Annotated in this window: 22 protein-coding genes; 9 read left to right on the forward strand and 13 right to left on the reverse strand. The window is 54.1% G+C overall.

Annotated elements, in window-relative coordinates; genetic code table 11:
- Positions 1 to 20: 20 nt before the first annotated feature.
- Positions 21 to 872, reverse strand: coding sequence for a LysR substrate-binding domain-containing protein (locus AAEY27_RS11135; protein WP_342325409.1), 852 nt, complete (start codon positions 870 to 872; stop codon positions 21 to 23).
- 112 nt (positions 873 to 984) lie between these two features.
- Here AAEY27_RS11135 and AAEY27_RS11140 point away from each other — a divergent pair, with 112 nt between their 5' ends.
- From AAEY27_RS11140 to rimL, 4 genes are all read left to right on the forward strand, one after another.
- Entirely contained in the window at positions 985 to 2,154 is a 1,170-nt protein-coding gene (locus AAEY27_RS11140; protein WP_342325411.1) for a pyridoxal phosphate-dependent aminotransferase, read from the forward strand.
- Between the two features lie 12 nt (positions 2,155 to 2,166).
- Positions 2,167 to 2,946: an ABC transporter substrate-binding protein gene (locus AAEY27_RS11145; RefSeq protein WP_342325413.1), complete on the forward strand. Its 780-nt coding sequence runs from the start codon at positions 2,167 to 2,169 to the stop codon at positions 2,944 to 2,946.
- Positions 2,947 to 3,221: 275 nt separating this feature from the next.
- Complete coding sequence (locus AAEY27_RS11150) at positions 3,222 to 4,877, forward strand: glucan biosynthesis protein D (RefSeq protein ID WP_342325414.1); 1,656 nt, start codon at positions 3,222 to 3,224, stop codon at positions 4,875 to 4,877.
- A gap of 46 nt (positions 4,878 to 4,923) precedes the next feature.
- A complete protein-coding gene (gene rimL / locus AAEY27_RS11155; RefSeq protein ID WP_342325415.1) occupies positions 4,924 to 5,484 on the forward strand; it encodes a 50S ribosomal protein L7/L12-serine acetyltransferase in 561 nt (186 codons plus the stop codon).
- A 5-nt stretch (positions 5,485 to 5,489) separates the two neighbouring features.
- On the opposite strand, the gene AAEY27_RS11160 is transcribed toward rimL, so the two are convergent.
- Positions 5,490 to 6,383 carry a LysR family transcriptional regulator gene (locus AAEY27_RS11160; RefSeq protein ID WP_342325416.1) on the reverse strand — a complete coding sequence of 298 codons (894 nt, stop codon included), beginning with the start codon at positions 6,381 to 6,383 and terminating at the stop codon, positions 5,490 to 5,492.
- Positions 6,384 to 6,502: 119 nt separating this feature from the next.
- On the opposite strand from AAEY27_RS11160, the gene AAEY27_RS11165 reads away from it, so the two are divergent.
- Positions 6,503 to 7,036 (forward strand): nuclear transport factor 2 family protein, encoded by a 534-nt coding sequence (locus AAEY27_RS11165; protein WP_342325418.1) that lies wholly within the window; start codon positions 6,503 to 6,505, stop codon positions 7,034 to 7,036.
- Here the strand turns inward: AAEY27_RS11165 and AAEY27_RS11170 are convergent.
- The 6 genes from AAEY27_RS11170 to ydcK form a co-directional block, all read right to left on the reverse strand.
- Entirely contained in the window at positions 7,033 to 7,779 is a 747-nt protein-coding gene (locus tag AAEY27_RS11170) for an anti-sigma factor family protein (protein WP_342325420.1), read from the reverse strand. The genes AAEY27_RS11165 and AAEY27_RS11170 overlap by 4 nt on opposite strands.
- The gene (locus tag AAEY27_RS11175; protein WP_342325421.1) at positions 7,776 to 8,279 is read right to left on the reverse strand and encodes an RNA polymerase sigma factor; all 504 of its coding nucleotides are present in this window, start codon (positions 8,277 to 8,279) and stop codon (positions 7,776 to 7,778) included. The genes AAEY27_RS11170 and AAEY27_RS11175 overlap by 4 nt, the downstream gene beginning before the upstream one ends.
- On the reverse strand, positions 8,272 to 8,814 hold the full coding sequence (locus AAEY27_RS11180) for a cytochrome b (protein WP_342320573.1): 543 nt from the start codon (positions 8,812 to 8,814) through the stop codon (positions 8,272 to 8,274). The genes AAEY27_RS11175 and AAEY27_RS11180 overlap by 8 nt, the downstream gene beginning before the upstream one ends.
- Complete coding sequence (locus AAEY27_RS11185; RefSeq protein WP_342320574.1) at positions 8,811 to 9,866, reverse strand: catalase family peroxidase; 1,056 nt, start codon at positions 9,864 to 9,866, stop codon at positions 8,811 to 8,813. Before AAEY27_RS11185 ends, AAEY27_RS11180 begins: the two co-directional genes overlap by 4 nt.
- A 121-nt stretch (positions 9,867 to 9,987) precedes the next feature.
- A complete protein-coding gene (locus tag AAEY27_RS11190; protein WP_342320575.1) occupies positions 9,988 to 10,740 on the reverse strand; it encodes an SDR family oxidoreductase in 753 nt (250 codons plus the stop codon).
- A gap of 205 nt (positions 10,741 to 10,945) precedes the next feature.
- Entirely contained in the window at positions 10,946 to 11,926 is a 981-nt protein-coding gene (gene ydcK, locus AAEY27_RS11195) for a YdcK family protein (RefSeq protein ID WP_342320576.1), read from the reverse strand.
- Between the two features lie 112 nt (positions 11,927 to 12,038).
- Between ydcK and tehB the strand changes: the two genes are divergently transcribed.
- A complete protein-coding gene (gene tehB / locus AAEY27_RS11200; protein WP_342320578.1) occupies positions 12,039 to 12,635 on the forward strand; it encodes a tellurite resistance methyltransferase TehB in 597 nt (198 codons plus the stop codon).
- Positions 12,636 to 12,675: 40 nt separating this feature from the next.
- Here the strand turns inward: tehB and pepT are convergent, their stop codons facing one another.
- Entirely contained in the window at positions 12,676 to 13,905 is a 1,230-nt protein-coding gene (gene pepT, locus AAEY27_RS11205; protein WP_342320580.1) for a peptidase T, read from the reverse strand.
- Between the two features lie 106 nt (positions 13,906 to 14,011).
- On the opposite strand from pepT, the gene AAEY27_RS11210 reads away from it, so the two are divergent.
- Entirely contained in the window at positions 14,012 to 15,607 is a 1,596-nt protein-coding gene (locus AAEY27_RS11210; protein ID WP_342320581.1) for an ABC transporter substrate-binding protein, read from the forward strand.
- A 122-nt stretch (positions 15,608 to 15,729) separates the two neighbouring features.
- Complete coding sequence (locus AAEY27_RS11215) at positions 15,730 to 16,398, forward strand: DUF3313 domain-containing protein (RefSeq protein ID WP_342320582.1); 669 nt, start codon at positions 15,730 to 15,732, stop codon at positions 16,396 to 16,398.
- On the opposite strand, the gene AAEY27_RS11220 is transcribed toward AAEY27_RS11215, so the two are convergent.
- The gene (locus tag AAEY27_RS11220) at positions 16,385 to 17,299 is read right to left on the reverse strand and encodes a DMT family transporter (protein WP_342320583.1); all 915 of its coding nucleotides are present in this window, start codon (positions 17,297 to 17,299) and stop codon (positions 16,385 to 16,387) included. The genes AAEY27_RS11215 and AAEY27_RS11220 overlap by 14 nt on opposite strands.
- Before the next feature lie 174 nt (positions 17,300 to 17,473).
- Between AAEY27_RS11220 and AAEY27_RS11225 the strand changes: the two genes are divergently transcribed.
- Entirely contained in the window at positions 17,474 to 18,349 is an 876-nt protein-coding gene (locus AAEY27_RS11225) for an AraC family transcriptional regulator (RefSeq protein ID WP_342320584.1), read from the forward strand.
- Between the two features lie 23 nt (positions 18,350 to 18,372).
- On the opposite strand, the gene AAEY27_RS11230 is transcribed toward AAEY27_RS11225, so the two are convergent.
- From AAEY27_RS11230 to AAEY27_RS11240, 3 genes are all read right to left on the reverse strand, one after another.
- Positions 18,373 to 18,792 carry a lysozyme inhibitor LprI family protein gene (locus tag AAEY27_RS11230; protein WP_342320585.1) on the reverse strand — a complete coding sequence of 140 codons (420 nt, stop codon included), beginning with the start codon at positions 18,790 to 18,792 and terminating at the stop codon, positions 18,373 to 18,375.
- 35 nt (positions 18,793 to 18,827) lie between these two features.
- Positions 18,828 to 19,751 carry a peptidoglycan-binding protein gene (locus tag AAEY27_RS11235; RefSeq protein WP_342320586.1) on the reverse strand — a complete coding sequence of 308 codons (924 nt, stop codon included), beginning with the start codon at positions 19,749 to 19,751 and terminating at the stop codon, positions 18,828 to 18,830.
- Between the two features lie 164 nt (positions 19,752 to 19,915).
- A complete protein-coding gene (locus AAEY27_RS11240; protein WP_342320587.1) occupies positions 19,916 to 21,097 on the reverse strand; it encodes a benzoate/H(+) symporter BenE family transporter in 1,182 nt (393 codons plus the stop codon).
- Positions 21,098 to 21,132 lie beyond the last annotated feature (35 nt).

The raw sequence follows: 21,132 nt of genomic DNA on the forward strand, positions 1-21,132 counted from the left end.
GCGGCTGCATTTCCGGCGCTTCAACCTGCATTTACCCCCAATAACCCTTCACGAAAAGCCGCCAGCCCGGTGGCTTTGGTGCGTGATTCACGGATCACCAGCCGGTAACTCGCCCCAGTGCGCACGCTAAGCGCGAAAGGGCGCTGAAGCCGCCCGGCACGGATATCTTCCTCCACCAGCGTTTCATCGGCGATGGCGATTCCCAGCCCCTGTATGGCGGCGGTGATCGCCAAATCCATGGTGTCGAAGTGTTGATTTTTCCGCATGCCGGGCTGAAATTCCGCCTGTTTTGCCAGCCACAGCGACCAGTCGGTTTTATCGCGTGTTGGGTGCAATAAGGTCGCTTTTTCCAGCGTATTGCGCTGCGTTAGCGTTGCGTTCATCACTGGCGTCAATGCTTCCTCGAACAGCAGATCCCCGGCGCTAAGCTGTGTGCCAAACACAATTGCCGCGTCATAAGGTTCGGTTTTGAAATTGATGGTGTGATCGGTGGTGGTAGTGAGCGCAACTTGCAACTCCGGGTAGTGCTGCTCAAGATCCAGCAAACGCGGCACCAACCAGCGCATCGCGCAGGTCGGCGCTTTCAGTCGCACCACCGTTTGCTGCGCGCGCGCCTGTTCGGCCACCGTCAATAAGTGCTCGAAAGCACTGCGCAATTCCGGCAACAGCACGCTGCCCTGCGGCGATAAGTGCAACCCCCGCGCATGACGTTCAAAAAGCGGGAAACCAAACCAGCTTTCCAGCGCGGCAATTTTGCGGCTCACCGCGCCTTGAGTCAGGCACAACTCGTTGGCGGCGTGGGTCAAATTAAGATGGCGCGCGGTCACCAGAAAGGCGTTGATGGCATTCAGCGGCAGGGAACGATGCGGCATGGTGACTCCAGCTATGCGATTTATTCATGGCTATTATGACAACAATTCGATTGTCGGCTCAACACGCTTTTGGTTTGAATGGTTATGCACTTTTAATGAGAAAGGATTAAACATGACGTTGCGAACGCCGGTGACCACTCGCTCCAAATTACCTGATGTCGGTACCACCATTTTTACCGTGATTGGCCAGCTTTCCGCGCAGTACAATGCGATTAACCTTTCTCAGGGCGCGCCAAATTTCCCCTGCGATCCGCAATTGATCCACGGGGTGACCCGCGCCATGCAGGATAACCACAACCAATACGCCGCGATGACCGGCCTGCGCGCGCTGAAAGAGCGGATTGCGCAGAAGATAACAGACCTCTATCACACCGATTACGACGTCGACAGCGAAATCCTCGTGACCGCCAGCGCCAGCGAAGGGTTGTATTCCGCGATTAGCGGGCTGGTGCATCCCGGCGATGAGGTTATCTACTTCGAACCCTCGTTCGATAGCTACGCGCCCATTGTGCGTTTGCAGGGCGCAACGCCGGTCGCTATCAAGTTAACGGTGCCAGATTTCGCGGTGAATTGGGATGAAGTGCGCGCGGCAATTACGCCACGCACGCGGATGATCATTATCAATACGCCGCACAACCCGAGCGGGCAGGTCTTTTCTCGCGTCGACCTTGAGCAACTGGCGGCCATCACGCGCAACACCGATATCGTCATTCTTTCCGATGAAGTGTATGAACATGTGGTGTTTGACGGTGAGCCGCATCACGGTATGGCGACGCACCCGCAGCTTGCCGAGCGCAGCGTGATTATTTCGTCGTTTGGCAAGACCTATCACGTAACGGGTTGGCGCGTGGGTTATTGTGTAGCGCCGGCGGAATTGATGGACGAAATCTGCAAAGTGCACCAGTTTTTAATGTTTTCCGCCGATACGCCGATGCAATATGCCTTTGCTGATCATATGCGCGATCCGCAAAGCTGGCTGTCGCTGTCGGCGTTTTACCAGCGCAAACGCGACCTGTTGCAAACGCTGCTGGCCGCGTCGCCATTCCGCTTGTTGCCGAGCGCAGGCTCGTTTTTCCTGCTGGCGGATTACAGCCATTTCAGTGATGAAAGCGACAGTGAAATGGTCAAAAGGCTGATTATTGACTGCGGTGTGGCGACGATTCCGCTGTCGGCGTTTTACACTGATGGTACTGATAACAAATTGATTCGCCTCTCGTTTGCAAAAGATGAGGCGACGTTAAGGGCAGGCGCGCAGGCCCTGTGTCGTGTTAAGCCACGCTAAGGAACGTTGATAATGAAATTAAAAGCACTCTGTCTGGGCATGGGTTTGCTCTGCTCACTCTCGACTTTTGCCGCCAGTGAATTGCGTTACGGCGTGGAAGCGGAATATCCACCATTCGAAAGCCGCAACGCGTCGGGCGAACTGGAAGGGTTCGATATCGAATTGGGCAATGCGATTTGCCAGGCGGCACAGTTGAAATGTAACTGGGTGGAAACCGCGTTTGATGCGCTGATCCCAGGGCTGACCGCGAAAAAATTCGATGCCATTAACTCGGCAATGAACATTACCGACCAGCGCCGCAAAAGCATCGATTTCACCCAGCCGATTTACCGTATCCCGTCGCAACTGGTGGGCAAAAGCGGCGATGGGATGGAAGCAACAGCGGAAGGGCTGAAAGGCAAAACCATTGGCGTGTTGCAGGGTTCGATTCAGGAAACCTACGCCAAAGAGCACTGGGAAAAACACGGTGTCACGGTGGTGTCGTATAAAGATCAGAATATGGCGTGGGGAGATTTGCTGAATGGCCGCATCGACGCCTCTCTGGTGATGTCCGCCGCGGGGCAGGCAGGTTTCCTGAGTAAACCGCAGGGTAAAGGGTTTGGCTTTATCGGCAAACCGGTATCGGACGATACGATCCTCGGCAGTGGGATTGGTTTTGGGTTGCGTAAAGGTGATGAGGCCACCAAAAAACAGCTCGACGCCGCAATAGATAAAGTACGTGCCGACGGCACCATCAAAAGACTGGCGGAAAAATACTTCCCCGGCATTGATGTCAGCGTCGGCAAAGAATAAAGCGTGTTTTTTTATCGCCCCTGTCGCTGATGTCAGGCAGGGGCCTTTTTCATTCCGCTCTTCATCACCCCCGCGGTTATACAGATCTTTACTTAGCTTTCAGGCTGCTCTGAAAGACAGGAAAAATTTCACGATTTGCGCAGATAATCACCCGCCAACAATTGGATTCTCAATGAATTTTGTCTAGAGTGATGCCTTCATTAGCAAACGCTTTTGCCGCTGTTTCGCGACATCGCGAAATGCCATTTGACGACCAGAAGGACGTGTTACCAGGCATGAACCGCAGACGATTTATTCAAGCATCCATGGCCCTTGCGGCAACTTACGGCACCACCGGCGTTGCATCGCTCTTTTCGCGAGCGGCCTCTGCGGCGCAGACCGATATTGCCGATGGTCAGAGCCGCCGTTTTGACTTCTCCGTGCTGCAATCCATGGCGCACGATCTGGCGGAACAACCCTGGGGCGGCGCACCGAAAGCGCTGCCAAATACGCTGGCGAATCTCACCCCGCAGGCCTACAACAGCATCCAGTATGACGCGCAACATTCGCTCTGGAACAACATTGAAGGCCGTCAACTGGACGTGCAGTTCTTCCATGTTGGCATGGGTTTTCGCCGTCGCGTGCGCATGTTCTCGCTGGATCAAGACACCAAACAAGCGCGCGAAATTCACTTCCGTCCGGAGCTATTTAACTACCACGACGCGGGCGTCGACACTAAACAACTGGAAGGGCAAAGCGATCTCGGTTTTGCCGGGTTCCGCGCGTTTAAAGCCCCGGAACTGGCGCGTCGCGATATCGTTTCCTTCCTCGGCGCAAGCTATTTCCGTGCCGTTGACGATACTTTCCAGTACGGCCTTTCCGCGCGCGGCGTCGCGATTGATACCTTCACTGATACGCCGGAAGAGTTTCCGGATTTCACCGCCTTCTGGTTCGAAACCGCCAAACCGTCCGATACAACCTTCACCGTTTACGCGCTGCTTGATAGCGCCAGCATCACCGGTGCCTACAAGTTTGTGATCCACTGCGAAGAGAGCCAGGTGATCATGGAAGTGGACAACCGCCTGTATGCGCGCAAAGACATTAAGCAGCTCGGCATTGCGCCGATGACCAGTATGTTCAGTTGCGGGAATAATGAGCGCCGCGTTTGCGATACCATTCACCCGCAAATTCACGACTCCGATCGGCTGGCGATGTGGCGCGGCAACGGCGAGTGGATCTGCCGCCCGTTGAACAACCCGCAAAAACTGCAATTCAATGCCTTCCAGGATGAGAACCCGAAAGGTTTCGGCCTGCTGCAACTGGATCGCGATTTTAGCCACTATCAGGATGTGATGGGCTGGTACAACAAACGCCCGAGCCTGTGGGTCGAGCCGCGCAACAAGTGGGGCAAGGGCGCCGTCAGCCTGATGGAAATCCCGACCACCGGCGAAACGCTGGATAACGTGGTTTGTTTCTGGCAGCCGGAAAAACCGGTGAAAGCCGGAGATGAGTTCGCTTTCGAATACCGTTTGTACTGGAGCGCGATGCCGCCGGTGCGTTCACCGCTGGCACGCGTTTACGCGACCCGAACCGGGATGGGCGGTTTCCCGGAAGGTTGGGCACCGGGCGAACACTACCCGGATAAATGGGCGCGCCGTTTCGCCATTGATTTCGTCGGAGGCGATCTGAAAGCCGCCGCGCCGAAAGGGATTGAGCCCGTTATCACGCTGTCGAACGGCGAAGCGAAGCAGATCGAAATCCTCTACGTTGAACCGTTTGACGGTTACCGCATTCTGTTCGACTGGTACCCAACGAGCGACTCTACCGATCCGGTTGAAATGCGCATGTTCCTGCGCTGCCAGGGCGACGCGATCAGCGAAACCTGGCTGTATCAGTACTTCCCGCCAGCGCCGGACAAACGTAACTACGTTGATGATCGCGTAATGCGTTAATTTTTACGTCGCCCCCGCCTGGGGGCGATGGCTTTCAGGAGTAGTCATGACGCCGGAACCCCAAACCCCCGACACCGTTATCAAAGTCAATGAACATATCGCGCTGCATGCGGCAGACGAGCGGTTTGTTCACGATCTCTACCAGTTGATTGTCAAAAACCGCGGCTGGTTACAGCAATTTCTCGACTGGCCGCAGCATGTTAGTTCCGTTGAAGACACCCGCAAAACCGCGCAGAGCAATATGCTGCTGCACCAGCGCGGCTACGCGAAAATGTTTATGGTGTTGGTCGATGAGGTGCTGGTCGGGGTGCTGGCGTTTAACGCGATCGAGCCCTCAAACAAAACCGCGTATATCGGCTACTGGCTGGATGAAGAGGCCCAGGGGCAGGGGATTTTGTCGCAAGCTATGCAGGCGATGATCGCTTTTTATGCCCATCGCGGCGATATCCGTCGTTTTGTCATCAAATGCCGCGTTGCCAACGTCGCCAGTAATCGCGTTGCCGAGCGCAATGGTTTTACACTGGAAGGCTGCCTGAAGCAGGCGGAGTTCCTCAATGGCCACTTCGACGATCAGAATATCTGGGCGAAAATCGTCGATAACGGCTAACGCGTTTACGCCTCGCGCAGTGCGTCGATCAACGCGCGCATTGCCGGGGACATCGTTTTCCCCGCCGTCCAGCACAGATAATAGCCATCGAACTCCATTTCCCATTGCGTTAACACCGACACCAGCGCGCCGGAAAAGAGATGGTCGATCACTCTTTCAGCCGTGACTTGCGCAAGGCCGGTTCCCGCCAATGCTGCCTGGTATTGTCGCTCCCGATCGTCCACCACCAAATTGCCAGTCACCGGAACGGTGATGGTTTGCTCGCCATCCCAAAACTGCCACGGCGCAGGCGTCACGTTGCCCGGCCAGCGCCAGCCAATGCAATTGTGCTGCCGCAAATCATCAGGATGTTGCGGAGGGGCATGTTGTTCAAGGTAAGCGGGCGCCGCGACGACGATTTGGTGCAGCCGTTCACCAACGGGTACAGCGACCAGACCCGGCTCCAGCACTTCGCCCAGGCGCAGCGAGAGATCATACCCCCCGGCGACCAGATCAACCGCGGCATCGGTGGTGGTGATATCAATATGCACGTCAGGAAAAGCGGTAAGGAAAGCGGGCACTTTGTTATCGAGATACATCTGCGCCGCCGAACGGAATGCGTGAATTCGCACGCTTCCTTTGATGACCAGGCTTTTAGCCTGCACATGGCTGAACGTTTCCGCCAGGTTTTCAAGCAGCGGCGCGACTTGCCGGTACAGCACTTGCCCATCGTTCGTCAGATTCACGGAGCGCGTTGTACGGTTAAACAAGCGCAATCCGAGACGTCCTTCCAGCGCGCTGATTTGCTGGCTTGTGGCAGACGGGGCAAGCCCCAAAAGATCGGCGGCGCCTCTGAAGTTCAACTGCTCCGCCACCACGATAAAGGTCTTTAATGCAACAAAATCACTTCTGCTAATCATTTCTCACCCATTCGATTGTTAAGGCTGGCTGAACACTGCATGCAAAAAAACGCTGATTATGTCAGCGCCAGCAACAGATATAGTCGCCGCTCTGGCCCCCAAAACAGGAGCAACCATTGATGACTGAACAACACGATGCACTGGAACAGCGGCTTCGCATCATTGAGGACAAACTGGCGATTTACGAACTGATCGCCTCACATCCTCCCAGCGCCGATACTGCATTTGCGGACTATACCGCCTCGGTGTATTTGCAAGATGGCGTGTTTAATCGCGGCGAAAACCTTGATGGCGCACAAGGGGTAGACGAAATCGCCGCGTTTATCCTGCGCCCGGCGCATGAAGAAGCGATTCGCGGCGGGCTGGCGCATTTCACCGGTTTACCGCTTATTGATTTACGCGGTGATCAAGCCGTCGTCACCTCGTATTTACAGATAGTGCAGCTCGATAAGCAGGGTAAATGTCGCCAACTGGCGAACCATGGTGTTTCGACCGGCTACCGCATCCACCGGGTTGTGGTGAACCGTTGGGAACTGGAGCGCCATGCCGGGCGCTGGAAAATACGCCGCCGCACGTTGCTCCCTGTTGACGGCACAGACGCACCGCGCCAGTTGTTAGCGCGCGGCCTGGCAGATCTTCTGGCGAACCGCTAAATTGTCGCCCGCAACATCGCTTTACGTAACCCGTCAACCGCCGTTGAATCCAGCGGCGTCAACAGGGCGTAGTTATAGTGATTGTCGCTCCAGTACTGCGCCATCACATCATCGGCCTGACGTTCGCCGTGCGGCAATTTCACCGGGCTGAGCGGGCGAATGTACCAACCCACCCGCGTGCCGTGCGGATCTTGATACATAATCAATGCCGCCGGGCCTTGCGCGGTGGAGATAAGCCGAGCACCCAGCAAAGAAAACCCGTAACGTTCAAGGTTTGGCGGCTGGTTCCCGTTAATAAAATAACGCGCCACCCAGCGGTTTAACTCGGTCTGCCTCGATGCCACCACATCCATTGGCGTCAACTCGGCATTATCAAACAACTTGTAGGCCTGCACGCCATCTTCCATGGGCTGCTGAGTCAGCAACATCTGCGACTCTCTTAATTGCCAGCCGGAATAGCCGCCAACGCCTAACGCCATCACTAAGGTGAACGCCGTTGCCAAACGCCACAGCCGCAACTGGCGCACCTGGCGACGCAGGTAGTGAGGCTCCGGCGTTTCCAGCGCCACATATTGCTCATCCAGCGCCTTGCGCAAGCGCGTGGCATCTTTTCGCCAGTTGGCAATTTGCGCGGCGGCCTCAGGGTTTTCAGCCAGGTAATGCAGAATGCGCTTTGAGGTTGCTTCATCGGTTTCGCCATCCATCCAGGCTTGTAGGTCGTGTTCATCAGGTGGCAAAGTCATTTCAATCTCCTCATAGGTAACGGCGTTACCTGGCCCTCTAGTTGATCATGTAGCAATTTACGTGCCCGGGAGAGGCGCGACATCACCGTTCCGGGCGGAATATCCAGTGTTTCAGCGACTTCTTTATAGCTCAGACCTTCAACACTCACCAATAACAACACTACGCGATAGTCGGTTGGCAACGCAGCAAACAGCGCCAGCGTGTCATCGGCCATCGCCAGCGACTCGGTTGAATAACCCGCAGACTCCTCCTCAGCGGTGAAAAAGCTGAGGAGTTTCTGGTAGCGTTTGCGCCGCCGCTCACCATCCACAAACTGGCGATACAAAATGGTGAACAGCCAGGCGCGCAGACCGTGCTCATCGTCATTTTGCGATCTGTGGGTTAACGCTTTCATCAGGCAACTTTGCACCAAATCTTCCGCCGCGTGTGGATTACGCGTCAGCCACAGCGCAAAGCGTTGCAGGTGCGGCATTACCTGACGAATTTCATCGTCAGTCATCGTCTCCGCTTCCCGTCATACTTTCAAACACCCCGTCGCGCAGGACTAATGCATGAAATAACGCGGCGGCCAGATGCAGCATCACGGTAAAAAACAGCGCCAGCGCAACCACGGAATGCAGCGGGCGCAGGATCGCATACCAGTCATTATCCACCGGTGCGATAGGCGGCAAGATGAGTGTGCCCCCTAACGCGGCAGGGTAACCCGCCGCAGACAGCATCGCCCAACCGATCAATGGCTGTGCGAGCATCATGGCATACAGCGCCCAGTGCGAAAGGTGAGCCATCGCCCGTTGCCAGCCGGGCAACGAGTCGGGTAAGGGCGGTGTGTCGGTAACAAAACGCAGCCACAAACGCACAATCACCAGCACCAGAATCATGATGCCGAGCGGTTTGTGGATAGCGATCAGCAGGTGATGCAAAGACGAGACGGTGGAGACCATCACCACGCCGATAAACAGCATAATAAGAATGGCCGTTGCCATTAACCAGTGCACACAGCGCAGAACCGGATGGAAATAAGCGACCTGTTTCATAAACGAGCTCCTGCCTGGCGAGATTGTTCGCGCGTGCGCAGATTGTACGATTTGGCATACGCCGCCGAGCGCGCGCTGAGTAATGGATCGTCCGAACTGGCGATACCGTCCGGCAAGATTAACGGGTCATAATTGATGTCATTACACGGTCCATGCTTTTGTTCGATGGCCTCTGTTAGCACCAGTGTTCCGGCATTGATGGTCTGCCGATTGGCAGGCCAGGCCTTCGACGCGTCGCGGCCGCTGTCTTGCGCGCTGGCGACAGTGACCACCAAATCCCATTTCAACGGCCCCTGCGACAGGCGCTGTTCAAGATCGTTTTGCAGAAAATCCACATCGTTTTTTTGTTGCTCGCTGATCGGCTGGAATTCGGCGTGCGGCACCATGCTCCAGCGAACCAGGTGGTCATTGTCCGCGTCATCAACAAAACGGAAGGCATTCAGGCTGTTATAGCGATCGCTGGCCCAACTGCTGGAGGGCACATTCTGTTTTGCCCACGCGAAAAACTGATTAATTTCAGGGTGTTTACGCACAAAAGATTCCAGCTTCTTTGGGTTCGGTTTCCCTGTCGCCGGGTCCGGCAACGTAGCAACTTGCAGTTCGTAAAATCCTTCGACGCTGGCGACCGGGAAAAATGGCATCGCATTCATGCCGGTGCGCCACTGCGCGCCATCCGCCTGTTTGAACTCCAGCGCCAGGCTGCGCACCGGCGCGGCGTAATCCGGCGCCATAGGGTTACCGCCGGCGATGGCAAAGCGCCCGGTGACCGGGGTTTCTCCCAGCGCAAACACGCTGGCGCGGGAGAGTTCACTGGCATTGCCGTTGGAGATAAAACGCCCCGTCACGCACACCCCTTTGGCATGGTTACGGCGATAGCCTGGGTGTTCACCGCCGGCCTGTTGTAAAACGGAAACCAATTTCCCGGCGGTCAGCCGCTGGGGATCCAACCAGCCGCCTCCCCATAAAAACAGCATGATTAATGCAACTGGCGCAGCAGCAATCAGCGCGAGACGCGCGATTAATTGTCTTGTCGTAAAAAGGGGTTTTCTCATGATTCGCTCATCCTGCTCACAATGAACAGATAAGACGAAGAGGCCGGGGGTTTATTCCCGGCGAATGAAAAAAAATTTCATTATTTGTTAAAGCAGCGTGAAACATGCGTAACTGCTGCGTTTACGGATTTACCGCGCGAAAGAGCGCCTCGAAGGTGCCATCCTTTTCCGCCCAGCGCCGCGGTTTATCCCGCGCCAGCAGGATCTCGCCGCCGGGATGTTGCTGAGACTCAAGCAGCGTCAGCACTTCATCAACATAGGCTGGCAGCGGCATCGCGCGTGGATCGCTGATTTGCTCCTCGCCGGTCAACGCGGTCTGCACGTAAGGCGGGGAGAGCTCAAGCACCTCAATGGGCAAATGGCGCAATTGATGCCGCAGGCAAACCAGCCAGGTATGCAGAAAAGCTTTGCTGGCGCAGTAGCTCGGGAAATCTGCTTTTGGCACAAATGCCAGCGCGGAACTGGTCGCCATAATGATCGCGTTTGTTTGCGTCTTCAGTACCGGCAACAACGCGGCGACCGTGCGAATCACGCCCAAAATATTGGTGGTAATGATGTCTTCGGCAACGTTGGCCTGCCAGTTATCGCGGGTCATATCCTCCGTGCGCGAAATCCCGGCGTTGGCAATCAGCACATTGAGCGCCGGGAAGCGCAACCGGACCCATGACGAAAGTTCCGCCAGCATAGCATCATCGCCGACATCCAGCCGAAACCCGGCCATGCCGGGGTTGGCTTGCACCATTTCATCTAATAGCGCCTGGCGACGCCCGGTGATAATCACCTGGTTGCCGCGCGCGTGAAACGCTTGCGCCAGTGCGCGCCCGATACCGCTGGTGCCGCCGGTAATAAGAAGGGTATTGCCGCTCATATTCATAGAGTTTCCTCTCCAACAAAGACATGGAAAGGCGACGACACAAGTCGCAATTGATTGATTAAAAAAGATGTGCCGCGCCTGAAGATGACCCCTGTTTCTCTGCTGAGACCCTCGGGACCGGGGCGCGTTGGATGACGGTAACGCCTACGGCATGATGGGAGATGCCCGGTGATTATATTTATGCCGTCAATAAGAGGCAAGCAGATCAGAGGGAACCGACCAACGGCGTGCGGGTGATCCGCTGCGCATCGTTCACCACTTTTGGCCCGCGCAGCAAAATGCTCTCGCCATCCAGCGCTTCAACCACCGCATTGTCGGTGATCTCAATTTGGTGTTCGATCAGCACATTGCCGTGAATACGCGCATTGCCCTGGATAACCACTTTTTCATCCAGTTGCAGCGGCCCGCCGCGTAACCACGCCTGGCCGCCGACCAAAACATGGTGTTTCAATATGCAATTGCCTTCCACCACGGCGTTTTCCGCCACTTGCGAGCTGTAACGAATGGTCGGGATCTCATCTTCCTGCGTACCGGCAATAATGCGGGCGTGGCCGTAAATTTTGGCGCAGTCGCACACCCAAACATCATTCAGTTCATTGCCTTCGAGTAGGGCAAAATCAAACACCTCTGCCCGGTGTTCAATAAAGGCGTAATTGACGATGGCATCGCCGTAAATTTGCGCTTGATGCACGACGCGAGAGTGGCTGACGGTAGCGCGGTCGTAAATTTGCAAAAGCTGTTCTTCTTCCTGCGTTAAACCGCGCGCGGCGATAATGCCGCAGCCGCTGAGAATGCGCGCATCGCCGTGCAAATGGCAGGCACCATGCACCGTTGACGATTGCACGGTGACGTTGTCACTTAAAATCGCACCGTGGCTCAGTTCACAGCCGTCCACCCAGGCGTTATCGCGGATTTCAACATCGTGGCAAATCACGCAGGGCTGGGTGATTCGCGCATTGCCCCGCACGGTGCTGCCGAGAAAAACCATGCTGTTTTCATCGTAAATCCAGCAATCGCCGTGCTGATCCAGCACGTTTATCGTATCGACCCAGCCGCCCGCACTGCCTGCGCTGACATCATTAAAATCACGCAGGGCAATAATCTGGCGCAGCGCGACGGTTTTTTTCTCGCCATCAAGCTGGTAACTGAACATGCGTTGCTCATCGCTGAGCCGGTACTTAGTCATGCTACGTTTCTCCGGTTTACCTGATTTAACCGTAGCAAATTTTACGGCGCTGGCGATCTGGCGATGAAATTCTTAAAATGCATACAAAATGCAAATTAAAGGCAGCAAAACAATGACTACCCGTGATGAGAATTACTTTACTGAAAAATACGGCATGACGCCGACGCACTCGGAAGTGCTGAACGCGATGAATTACATTCAGCCGGGCAAAGCGCTGGATCTCGGCTGTGGAAATGGGCGTAACAGCTTGTACCTCGCCAACAAAGGTTTTGATGTCACCTCATGGGATAAAAACCCTAACAGCATCAGCAATCTGCAAACTATCCGCGCGGCAGAAGGGCTGGGAAACCTGCATATCGCCACCGCCGATTTGAACAACCTGAGTTTTGACGGCGAATACGACTTCATTCTCTCCACTGTGGTGCTGATGTTCCTTGAAGCGAAAACCATTCCGGGGTTGATCGCTAATATGCAGCGCTGCACCAAACCAGGCGGATATAACTTGATTGTCGCCGCCATGGATACCGCCGATTTCCCGTGCACGGTCGGGTTCCCGTTTGCTTTTAAAGAAGGGGAATTGCGTCACTATTATGCAGGCTGGAACTTGTTGAAATACAACGAAGAGGTGGGTGAACTGCACCGCACCGATGCCAACGGCAACCGCATCAAACTGCGTTTTGCCACGATGCTGGCGCGTAAATCTGCTTAATCTAATGAAATTGCAGCCCGTTTCCGGGCTGCTTTTTTGTTTAGCGCGCCGCCAGCAGGCAGAGTTGTCGCGCCACATTGTATGACGCTTCAAACGCGCGCAGGGGAAGGAACTCAAAGCGTGAGTGGAAGTTATGTGCGCCGGTAAAAAAGTTCGGCGTTAACAAGCCTTTCGCAGATAGCGCCGCGCCGTCTGTGCCGCCGCGCATCGGCGTCGGTTTTGGCGTAATGCCGAGCGATTCCATCGCTTCAAACATCAAATCAATGGCCCGGCGATCTTCGCCCACCGCGTTACTGATATTGCTGTAAGTATCGCTGATACTGTATTCCACTTTCGCCGTTGGGTGTTGGGCGGCGATTTTCGCGGCAACTTCAGCAATCTGTTGTTTGCGGCGGGCAAAACTTTCGTTGTCGAAATCACGAATGCTGGCATTCAACGTCGCATAGCTTTGCACGGCGTTGATGCCGTTAAACCAGACATAACCTTCGCGGCCTTCGGTGTGTTCCGGCGTCTGCTGGCGATCGAAATGGCTGATAAAATCCATCGCCATTAACAGCGGGTTCACCAGCACGCCTTTTGCCGACATCGGGTGCGCGGTAACGCCGGTGAAATGGATTTGCGCGCTGGCGGCATTGAAGTTCTCGTAGACAATTTCGCCGAGTTCGCAGCAATCGATGGTCCAGGCAAAATCAACATCAAAACGTTTTAAATCAAGCGCTTTCGCACCGCGCAGGCCGACTTCTTCATCCGGCACGAACGCCACCACGATATCGCCATGGCGCTGTTCTTTCGTCAGGTTTTCCAGCAGGGTCATCACCACCGTAACCGCTGCTTTGTTGTCTGCGCCGAGCACGCTGGTGCCATCGCTAAAAATAATCTCTTCGTTGGGGTAAGCGAGAATTTCCGGGTGTTCATTCACGCGCAGCCAGATATCTTCTTTCGGGTTCAGACAGAGATCTTCTCCCTCAAAGCGCAAAATCTGCGGATGAATATGCGGCGACAAACCGACATCTACGGTATCGATATGGGTGATAAAACCGATGCGTGGCGCACCGGCGACATTGCCTTTTTTCACCGCAGTCACGGTGGCATGATCATCAATCACAATCTCATCCAGCCCGAGCGTTTTCAGCTCATTCGCCAGTTCGCGCGCCATATCAAATTGCCCAACAGTCGTGGGTAATGTGGTGGCAGAGGGATCGCTTTGGCTGGTGATACTCAGGTAACGAAAAAACCGATGCGTTAATTGACTGGCGAGCGACGACGACATAGTGATTCCTTCTTTATTTGAATTATCAGGTGTTTGCAAATTCACTTTAATGTTATTTATGAGAGGGCAAACGACAAGCATTTAAAATAAAACAACAGGAAACACTATGATTAGCAAACCGACAACACTTGCTCTTGCGTTGGCCTCGCTGATAGTCAGTTCTTCTGTGGCTGCCAAAACTCTGGTCTATTGCTCAGAAGGCTCACCGGAAAACTTCAACCCACAACTTTACACCTCTGGCACCAGCGTCGACGCCAGCGCCGTGCCGGTTTACAACCGATTGGTGGATTTCAAAGTCGGCACCACCGAACTGCAACCTAGCCTCGCAGAGAGTTGGGATGTCAGTGAAGATGGCAAAGTCTATACCTTCCATTTACGCAAAAATGTGAAGTTCCAGAGCAACAAATACTTCAAACCAACGCGCGATTTTAATGCTGATGACGTGATCTTCTCGTTTATGCGGCAAAAAGATGCGAAAAACCCGTACCACAACGTGTCCAATGGGACTTATTCCAACTTTGAAAGCCTTGAGTTCGGTACGCTGATCACCGCCATTGATAAAATCGACGACAATACCGTGCGCTTTACGCTCGCGCACCCGGAAGCGCCGTTTGTCGCTGATTTGGGCTGGTATTTCGCCTCGATTCTGTCGGCGGAATACGCCGATGCGATGCTCAAAGCCGGGACGCCGCAGCGCGTCGATAGCGATCCAATTGGCACCGGGCCGTTCCGCCTGGCGCAATATCAGAAAGATTCGCGCATTTTATTCACTGCTTTTGACGATTACTGGCAAGGTAAAGCAAAAATTGACCGGCTGGTGTTCAGCATTACGCCAGATGCCTCAGTGCGTTTGGCGAAGCTGGAAAAGAATGAGTGCCAGGTGATGCCATTCCCGAACCCCGCCGACTTGCCGCGCCTGAAAGAGAACAAAGACGTTACGCTGATGAGCAAAGCGGGCTTGAACACGGGTTTCCTTGCTTTCAACACGCAAAAGGCGCCGCTCGATAACGTGAAGGTGCGCCAGGCGCTGGCGATGGCCATCAATAAACCGGCGATCATTAAAGCGGTGTTCCAGGGCACGGGTTCAGAAGCGAAAAACCTGTTGCCGCCGGGTGTATGGAGCGCCGATAGCGAGCTGAAAGATTACGAATACGATCCAGAAAAAGCCAAAGCGCTGCTAAAAGAAGCCGGTTTACCGGCGGGCACCACCATTGATCTGTGGGCGATGCCGGTACAGCGCCCGTATAACCCGAACGCCAAACGCATGGCGGAAATGATCCAGGCGGATTGGGCGAAAGTGGGCGTGCAAGCCAAAATCGTCACTTATGAATGGGGCGAATACTTACAACGCGTGAAAAGCGGCGAGCACCAGGCGGCGCTGATGGGCTGGACCACCGCAACCGGCGACCCGGATAACTTTTTCGGCCCGCTGTTTACTTGTACCTCCGCCAATGGTGGTTCGAACTCGGCGAAATGGTGTTATAAGCCGTTCGACAAGCTGATCGCCGATGCGAAAGCCACCACCGATCATGACAAACGCGTGGCGATGTACAAAGAAGCCCAGCAGATGATGCATGATCAAATGCCGGCAGTGATGATTGCGCATTCGACGATTTTCGAGCCGGTACGCAAAGAAGTGCAGGGATATGAAGTCGATCCGTTCGGCAAGCATATTTTCTGGCAAGTGGATCTGAAAAACTAAAAACCACGCCGCCTGTTCACGCAGGCGGTAATTTTATGACAACCCTCTATTTTTTGACCTCACAGACTCTGTTGCCCTTTGCTATACATTAATGGCGATGGTGCACTTACAGAGAATTCCTCATGCGTACTCATGCGTTAGTTAGCGTTGCCGCACTTTCCGGCCTGTTGGCATTATCAGGCTGCACATCAAAAGTGACCCAGCCGGAAAAATATTCTGGCTTTTTAAAAGATTACTCGGGATTACAGGAAACCCAATCCGCTACCGGCAAACCAGTGATGCGCTGGGTGGCGCCGGGGTTTGATCCGGCGAAATATGACAGCATTGTTTATAACCCAGTCACCTATTATCCGGTGGCGAAACCAACGAATCAGGTGAATCAACAGGTGTTGGACGGTGTGCTGAGCTATACCAACAGCAAGTTGAAAGCCGCTGCCGCGTCGCGTAAACCGCTGGTGACCTCGCCTGGTCAGCGCAGCCTGATTTTCCGCGGCGCCATCACCGGCGTGGACGCCAGCAAAAAGGGTTTGCAGTTCTATGAAGTGGTTCCGGTAGCGATGGTGATTGCCGGTACGCAAATGGCAACCGGGCATCGCACCATGAATACCCATCTCTATTTTGAAGGGGAACTGATCGACGCCCAGACTAACGCGCCCGTGCTCAAAGTGGTGCGTCAAGGAGAGGGCAAAGATCTTAACAATGAAAACGCGCCAGTCACCGTCGACGCCCTGAAACAGGTGGTTGACGATATGGCAACCGATGCCACGATGTTTGATCTCAACAAGCGCTAATCTTTCGCCGCGTTCCGCGCCCGCCCAACCAGTTTTCCGGGCGGGCAAACATCACCAGATTACCGGTAAGAATCAGCAATAGCCCAGCAACCCCGTTCATATGCCAGACATAGCCTTCGAAGAAGGTCGAGACGGTTAGCGCCACAATCGGAAACAGCAGAGTGCTGTAAGCGGCTTTGCTGGGGCCAATCCTGCCGACCAGCGTAAAGTACGCGCCGAAACCGACAATCGAGCCAAAAATGGCCAGATACACCAGCGCGCCGAAATAGCTGGCTGTCCACTGTGGCGTAAAGTCATCCCCACGAATCACGCCAATCGCGCCCATCATCAGCGTGCCATACAACATCGCCCAGCTATTAGTGGTGAGGGTTTCCAACCCGTTGCGCTGGTGACGCAGGCTGATCATATTGCCAAACGAGAAGCCGAGCGTACCGAGAGCCGACAGGCCAATGCCCATTAACAGCGTGCTGCTCCCGCCGCTGTTCACCAAATCTTGCCAGAACAACGTCACGATACCGATCAGGCCAAGCAGGGCGGCGACGAAAAAGCGCGCTGGCGGTTTCTGGCCGAAAAAGAGGTAGCTGTTGACGGCGTTAAACAGCACCGCCATGGAGAAAATCACCGACTCCAGCCCGGTGTTGATCCACGCCGCGGCGGTATAAAAACACCAGAAGTTAAAACCGAAAACACAAGCGCCTTGCAGCAGGCAAAATAGATGGTCGCGCAGCGGCAGGGCGCGCAACTTACGCCGTGCCAGTAACACCAACATCATGGCGGCGGTTGCCAGCGCGAAACGCCAGAAAATCGATACCGGCGCCGGCACCGGGCCTTGTTGTAGATAAATCGCAATCCAGGTGGTACCCCAAATAACCACCACCAGACCATACAGTAACGCGTTCATAGTCATTCCCAATCTCTTCAACGAACGCGCATTGTTGCAGGCAGTAACGCTGGCAAGCTTGCACCGATTTGCGGAGGACTTGCATATTCTTGCGCTTTTCTTTACGCAACGCTGGTATCCGGCAGCAGCTATTCATAGACTGGTGTTCTGGTTGATTTACGATAATTTACGCAAATGTCTGACAGCTATGATGCCTTTGAAAATCTGCGCAAACACAACGCCGTCTTGCACAATTCGGTGGCGCTGCACTCTGGGATCCAGCTTGCCGCATGGTCAAACAAACGCGATAACATCACGCAATATTGCAATCACCACACCCTCAGTTTGTACGTCGCCGACGGCTATGAGAGCTACCACAAAACGGCTTACGGCTGGAAAAATGGCGGTGGGCCAGATCGTTTTTGCTTGATGCCAAAAGAGAGTGAATCCGCGTGGGACATCCGCGATAACTTGTCCTTTGTGCATCTTTATTGCACTGACGAACATCTGCGTGATGTGGGGGAAAAGGTCTGGGATCGCAGCCCGGCATCGTTCACCCTTGATGAAAAAACTTTCTCTCAGGATGCGCACATTACCGCGCTTTATCGCCAGTTTTTGCTCGACTGCGACTGGCAACAAAATGCCAACCAATTGACATTAAGCACCGCTTCAACGCTGCTATTGACACATCTGGTTCAGCGCTACAGCAATGTGCAATGGCAATTGCCAACCGTCACCGGCGGATTAGCGCCCATGGCGCTACGCAATGTGCTGGAGTATATCGATGCGCATCTTGGCGACGCACTGCTGCTCTCGGATCTGGCGGCGCAGGTGCCGCTCAGTGAATACCATTTCGCGCGGATGTTTCGCCAGTCGATGGGCCTCGCGCCACATCAATTTGTGATGCAACGCCGCATGGCGCGCGCCAAAGATTTGTTGCTCAATAGCGACCAGCCGCTGACCACCATCGCGCTGGCCTGCGGCTTTAACTCTGCCAGCCATTTCAGCAACCGCTTCAAAGCGGCGAAAGGGCTGACGCCTTCACAATTACGCGCGACGCGTCGTGTTTGACGAGAAGAGCATTAGGCGGGCATTTAACCTTCAGAAAGATCAGGATGCACCATCCTGATTTCCTCGATACGTCGTATTCCCATATTAATCTGACAACTTGTGGCTATTGCGCCATAGCCATCAATCCCTTCAGCTCCAGCGCTGGCCGCCTTACAGTAGTCCTGACGATACTTCAACCACAGCTCCTGGCTACGTATGAAAGACTTTTTCATCTCTTCCCGTTGCGCCTTTTCTCCCATCCACCACTGGCTGAAATCGTAATTGGAAATCTCTTTTAGCTTATCCTGATAGATGGCATTTAATTCATGCTCTGTTCGCTTATTTACTGAACTCAAGCACTCGCTATTGTTGTCACCGTTTTTTTCTATACAGGCATTGATGTCCCTATTTTTAACGATGGATGAATTGGGTACGGCATAAGAATTCATAGCGGAAGCGGACATCACTACACCGATGACATATAGGAAAAAGCATCTAATCATTTACTCAGGCTCCTCACTCTTATTTCATTTCTACGTCTATCACCGCTTAAAATCGGATCGTTTTTAAGATATTGAATTATCTCAGTCCGAGTGCCACTGCTCGCCATTATTTTTACCATTTCAGGTGCGGTCTGGTTCCCCTGATAAATCGTATCAACAAAGACATCTCGTATTACTTTATCCACGTTGAACCACGGTAATGGATTAGGAACATGGCGAGAATTTCTTGAATATACGCCTTTGGCATAATTAAGCTTCTCTCTGTATACGATTTCAAAAAGCCTTATTTGCTGGCTATGAGATATTTCTCCGACAAGAGGACCGTAAACTTTAACAAACTGACCGGCTTGACGGCCTTTAAGGTGCGATGCCTTAGAGCAAATAACCGCTTTGTATTCTTCTAAACCCGCCTGCCTGAGCGTTGAGTAAATCTCGCCAGTGCTTCGACTTCCCATATCGTAGCCTCGCCCGAGAGTTACTCCTGATGAAAATTTGGGAGGCCAATGTAATATGCGAGAAAAATTCGGGTAACTTCGCTGCCTGAAAGGTTCCACAGCCGTGATGTAATCGACACCTTCTGAATCAAATGTGACCTGTCCCTCATTTACCGAAAGGGAACCTGATGTATTCCGGGGCCGCCATCCGGGGGAGTGCGCATTTACCAGAGCCTTCATAAATGAACTGTCTGCTGGATGAACAAGCCCCGTTGGTGCGAGAGTGAGCAAGCGCTGATACCAGATGATTGCCTGTTCGGTCTCGGGATCACATATACCGTTTAGTCCAACTGTTCTCCCGGTAGCAAGTCGGTACCCGGCGTTATTTATCATTTTCTGTATGGCTCTTACGTCCTCAGGATAATTCGCTCCACAACTGCCAACCGTTCCTTTGAGTTGGTGTATCCGGGCATGATGATGTGACATCTTTGACTCCTTTCTGTCCGTGTTTTTAATTCCATTTTCGTCTGTTTATGCACGCACTATTTCTTTCCTAATGAATAACGTTCTGATGCTCCCATCCATAACGCATGGTGCCCATAGCATTATGCTGGACACAATACATTACCTTCACGCCTGTTAGGGCATGGTTAAGTCTTAAAAATCGTTAATGCGGCGTAGCACACGCCGCCGACCACTAATCCCCAAAACGCCGAACCGACTCCAAGCAGCGTAACACCGCTGGCAGTGACCAAAAAAGTGACGATTGCTGCGTCGCGATCGATTTCGTTCACCAGCGCCTGGTGCAAACTGCCGCTGATGGTGCCCAATAGCGCCAGCCCTGCCAGAGTCTGGATCCAGCTTACCGGTAACGCCGCCAGCAACGCGGTGATTGAGCCGCCAAACAGACCCGCCAACAGATAAAAAACACCGGCCGCCGCCGCTGCCAACCAGCGTTTGTTGGCGTCCGGATGCGCATCCGGGCTTTGGCAAATGGCCGCCGTGATCGCCGCAATACAAATGGAATACACACCAAACGGTGAGAGCAGCAACGCCAACGCCCCGGTGAAGATCATCAGCGGCGAAACAGAAACGTGGTAACCCGCCGCCTGCATGGTGGCGAAACCCGGCGCGTTTTGCGACGCCATCGTGACCAGAAAGAAGGGAATACCGATGCTGATAAGGGACGTCCAGTGAAATTCCGGCGCGGTATAAACTGGCACGGCCAGCGCAAAACTGACGGTCTGCGTGGCAACCTCACCACTCAAAAAGGCGACAACGGCACCAACAATCAATGTCGCGACAATCGCATAGCGCGGTGCGGCCGCTTTGCTAATAAGCCAGGCCAACAACATGCTGCCGCAGAGGGCAAAATGCCCCTCGATATTGCTGAATGCCTGCAAACCAAAGCGCAATAAAATCCCTGCCAGCATCGCCGCCGCCAGCGTATGCGGAATAATCTTCATCAATCGCGCGAACCAACCGGTGACGCCGCACAGCACGATTAACGCATTGGCGAAGATAAAAATCCCCACCACTTCGTTAAGCGACACACCCTGCAAACTGGTCGCCAACAGCGCCGCGCCGGGTGTTGACCAGGCGGTGAGCACTGGCATGCGGTACCACACACTTAATGCCAGCGTGCTGATGCCCATGCCAAAACCGAGCGCGCTCATCCAGCCAGCAATTTGCGCGGCGCTGGCACCTGCCGCTGATGCGGCCTGCCAGATAATGGCGGCGGAACTGGCGTAACCGACCAGCACGGCAACAAACCCCGCGAGTACGCTGGTGAAAGGAAGCGGGGACGAAGTAGAGAGGGTGGCGAGGCGCATGAGCACTCCTTGTGCGTTATAGCATCCTGTCAAGT

The organism is Kosakonia sp. BYX6 (genome assembly GCF_038449125.1).
Lineage (GTDB): Bacteria > Pseudomonadota > Gammaproteobacteria > Enterobacterales > Enterobacteriaceae > Kosakonia > Kosakonia calanthes.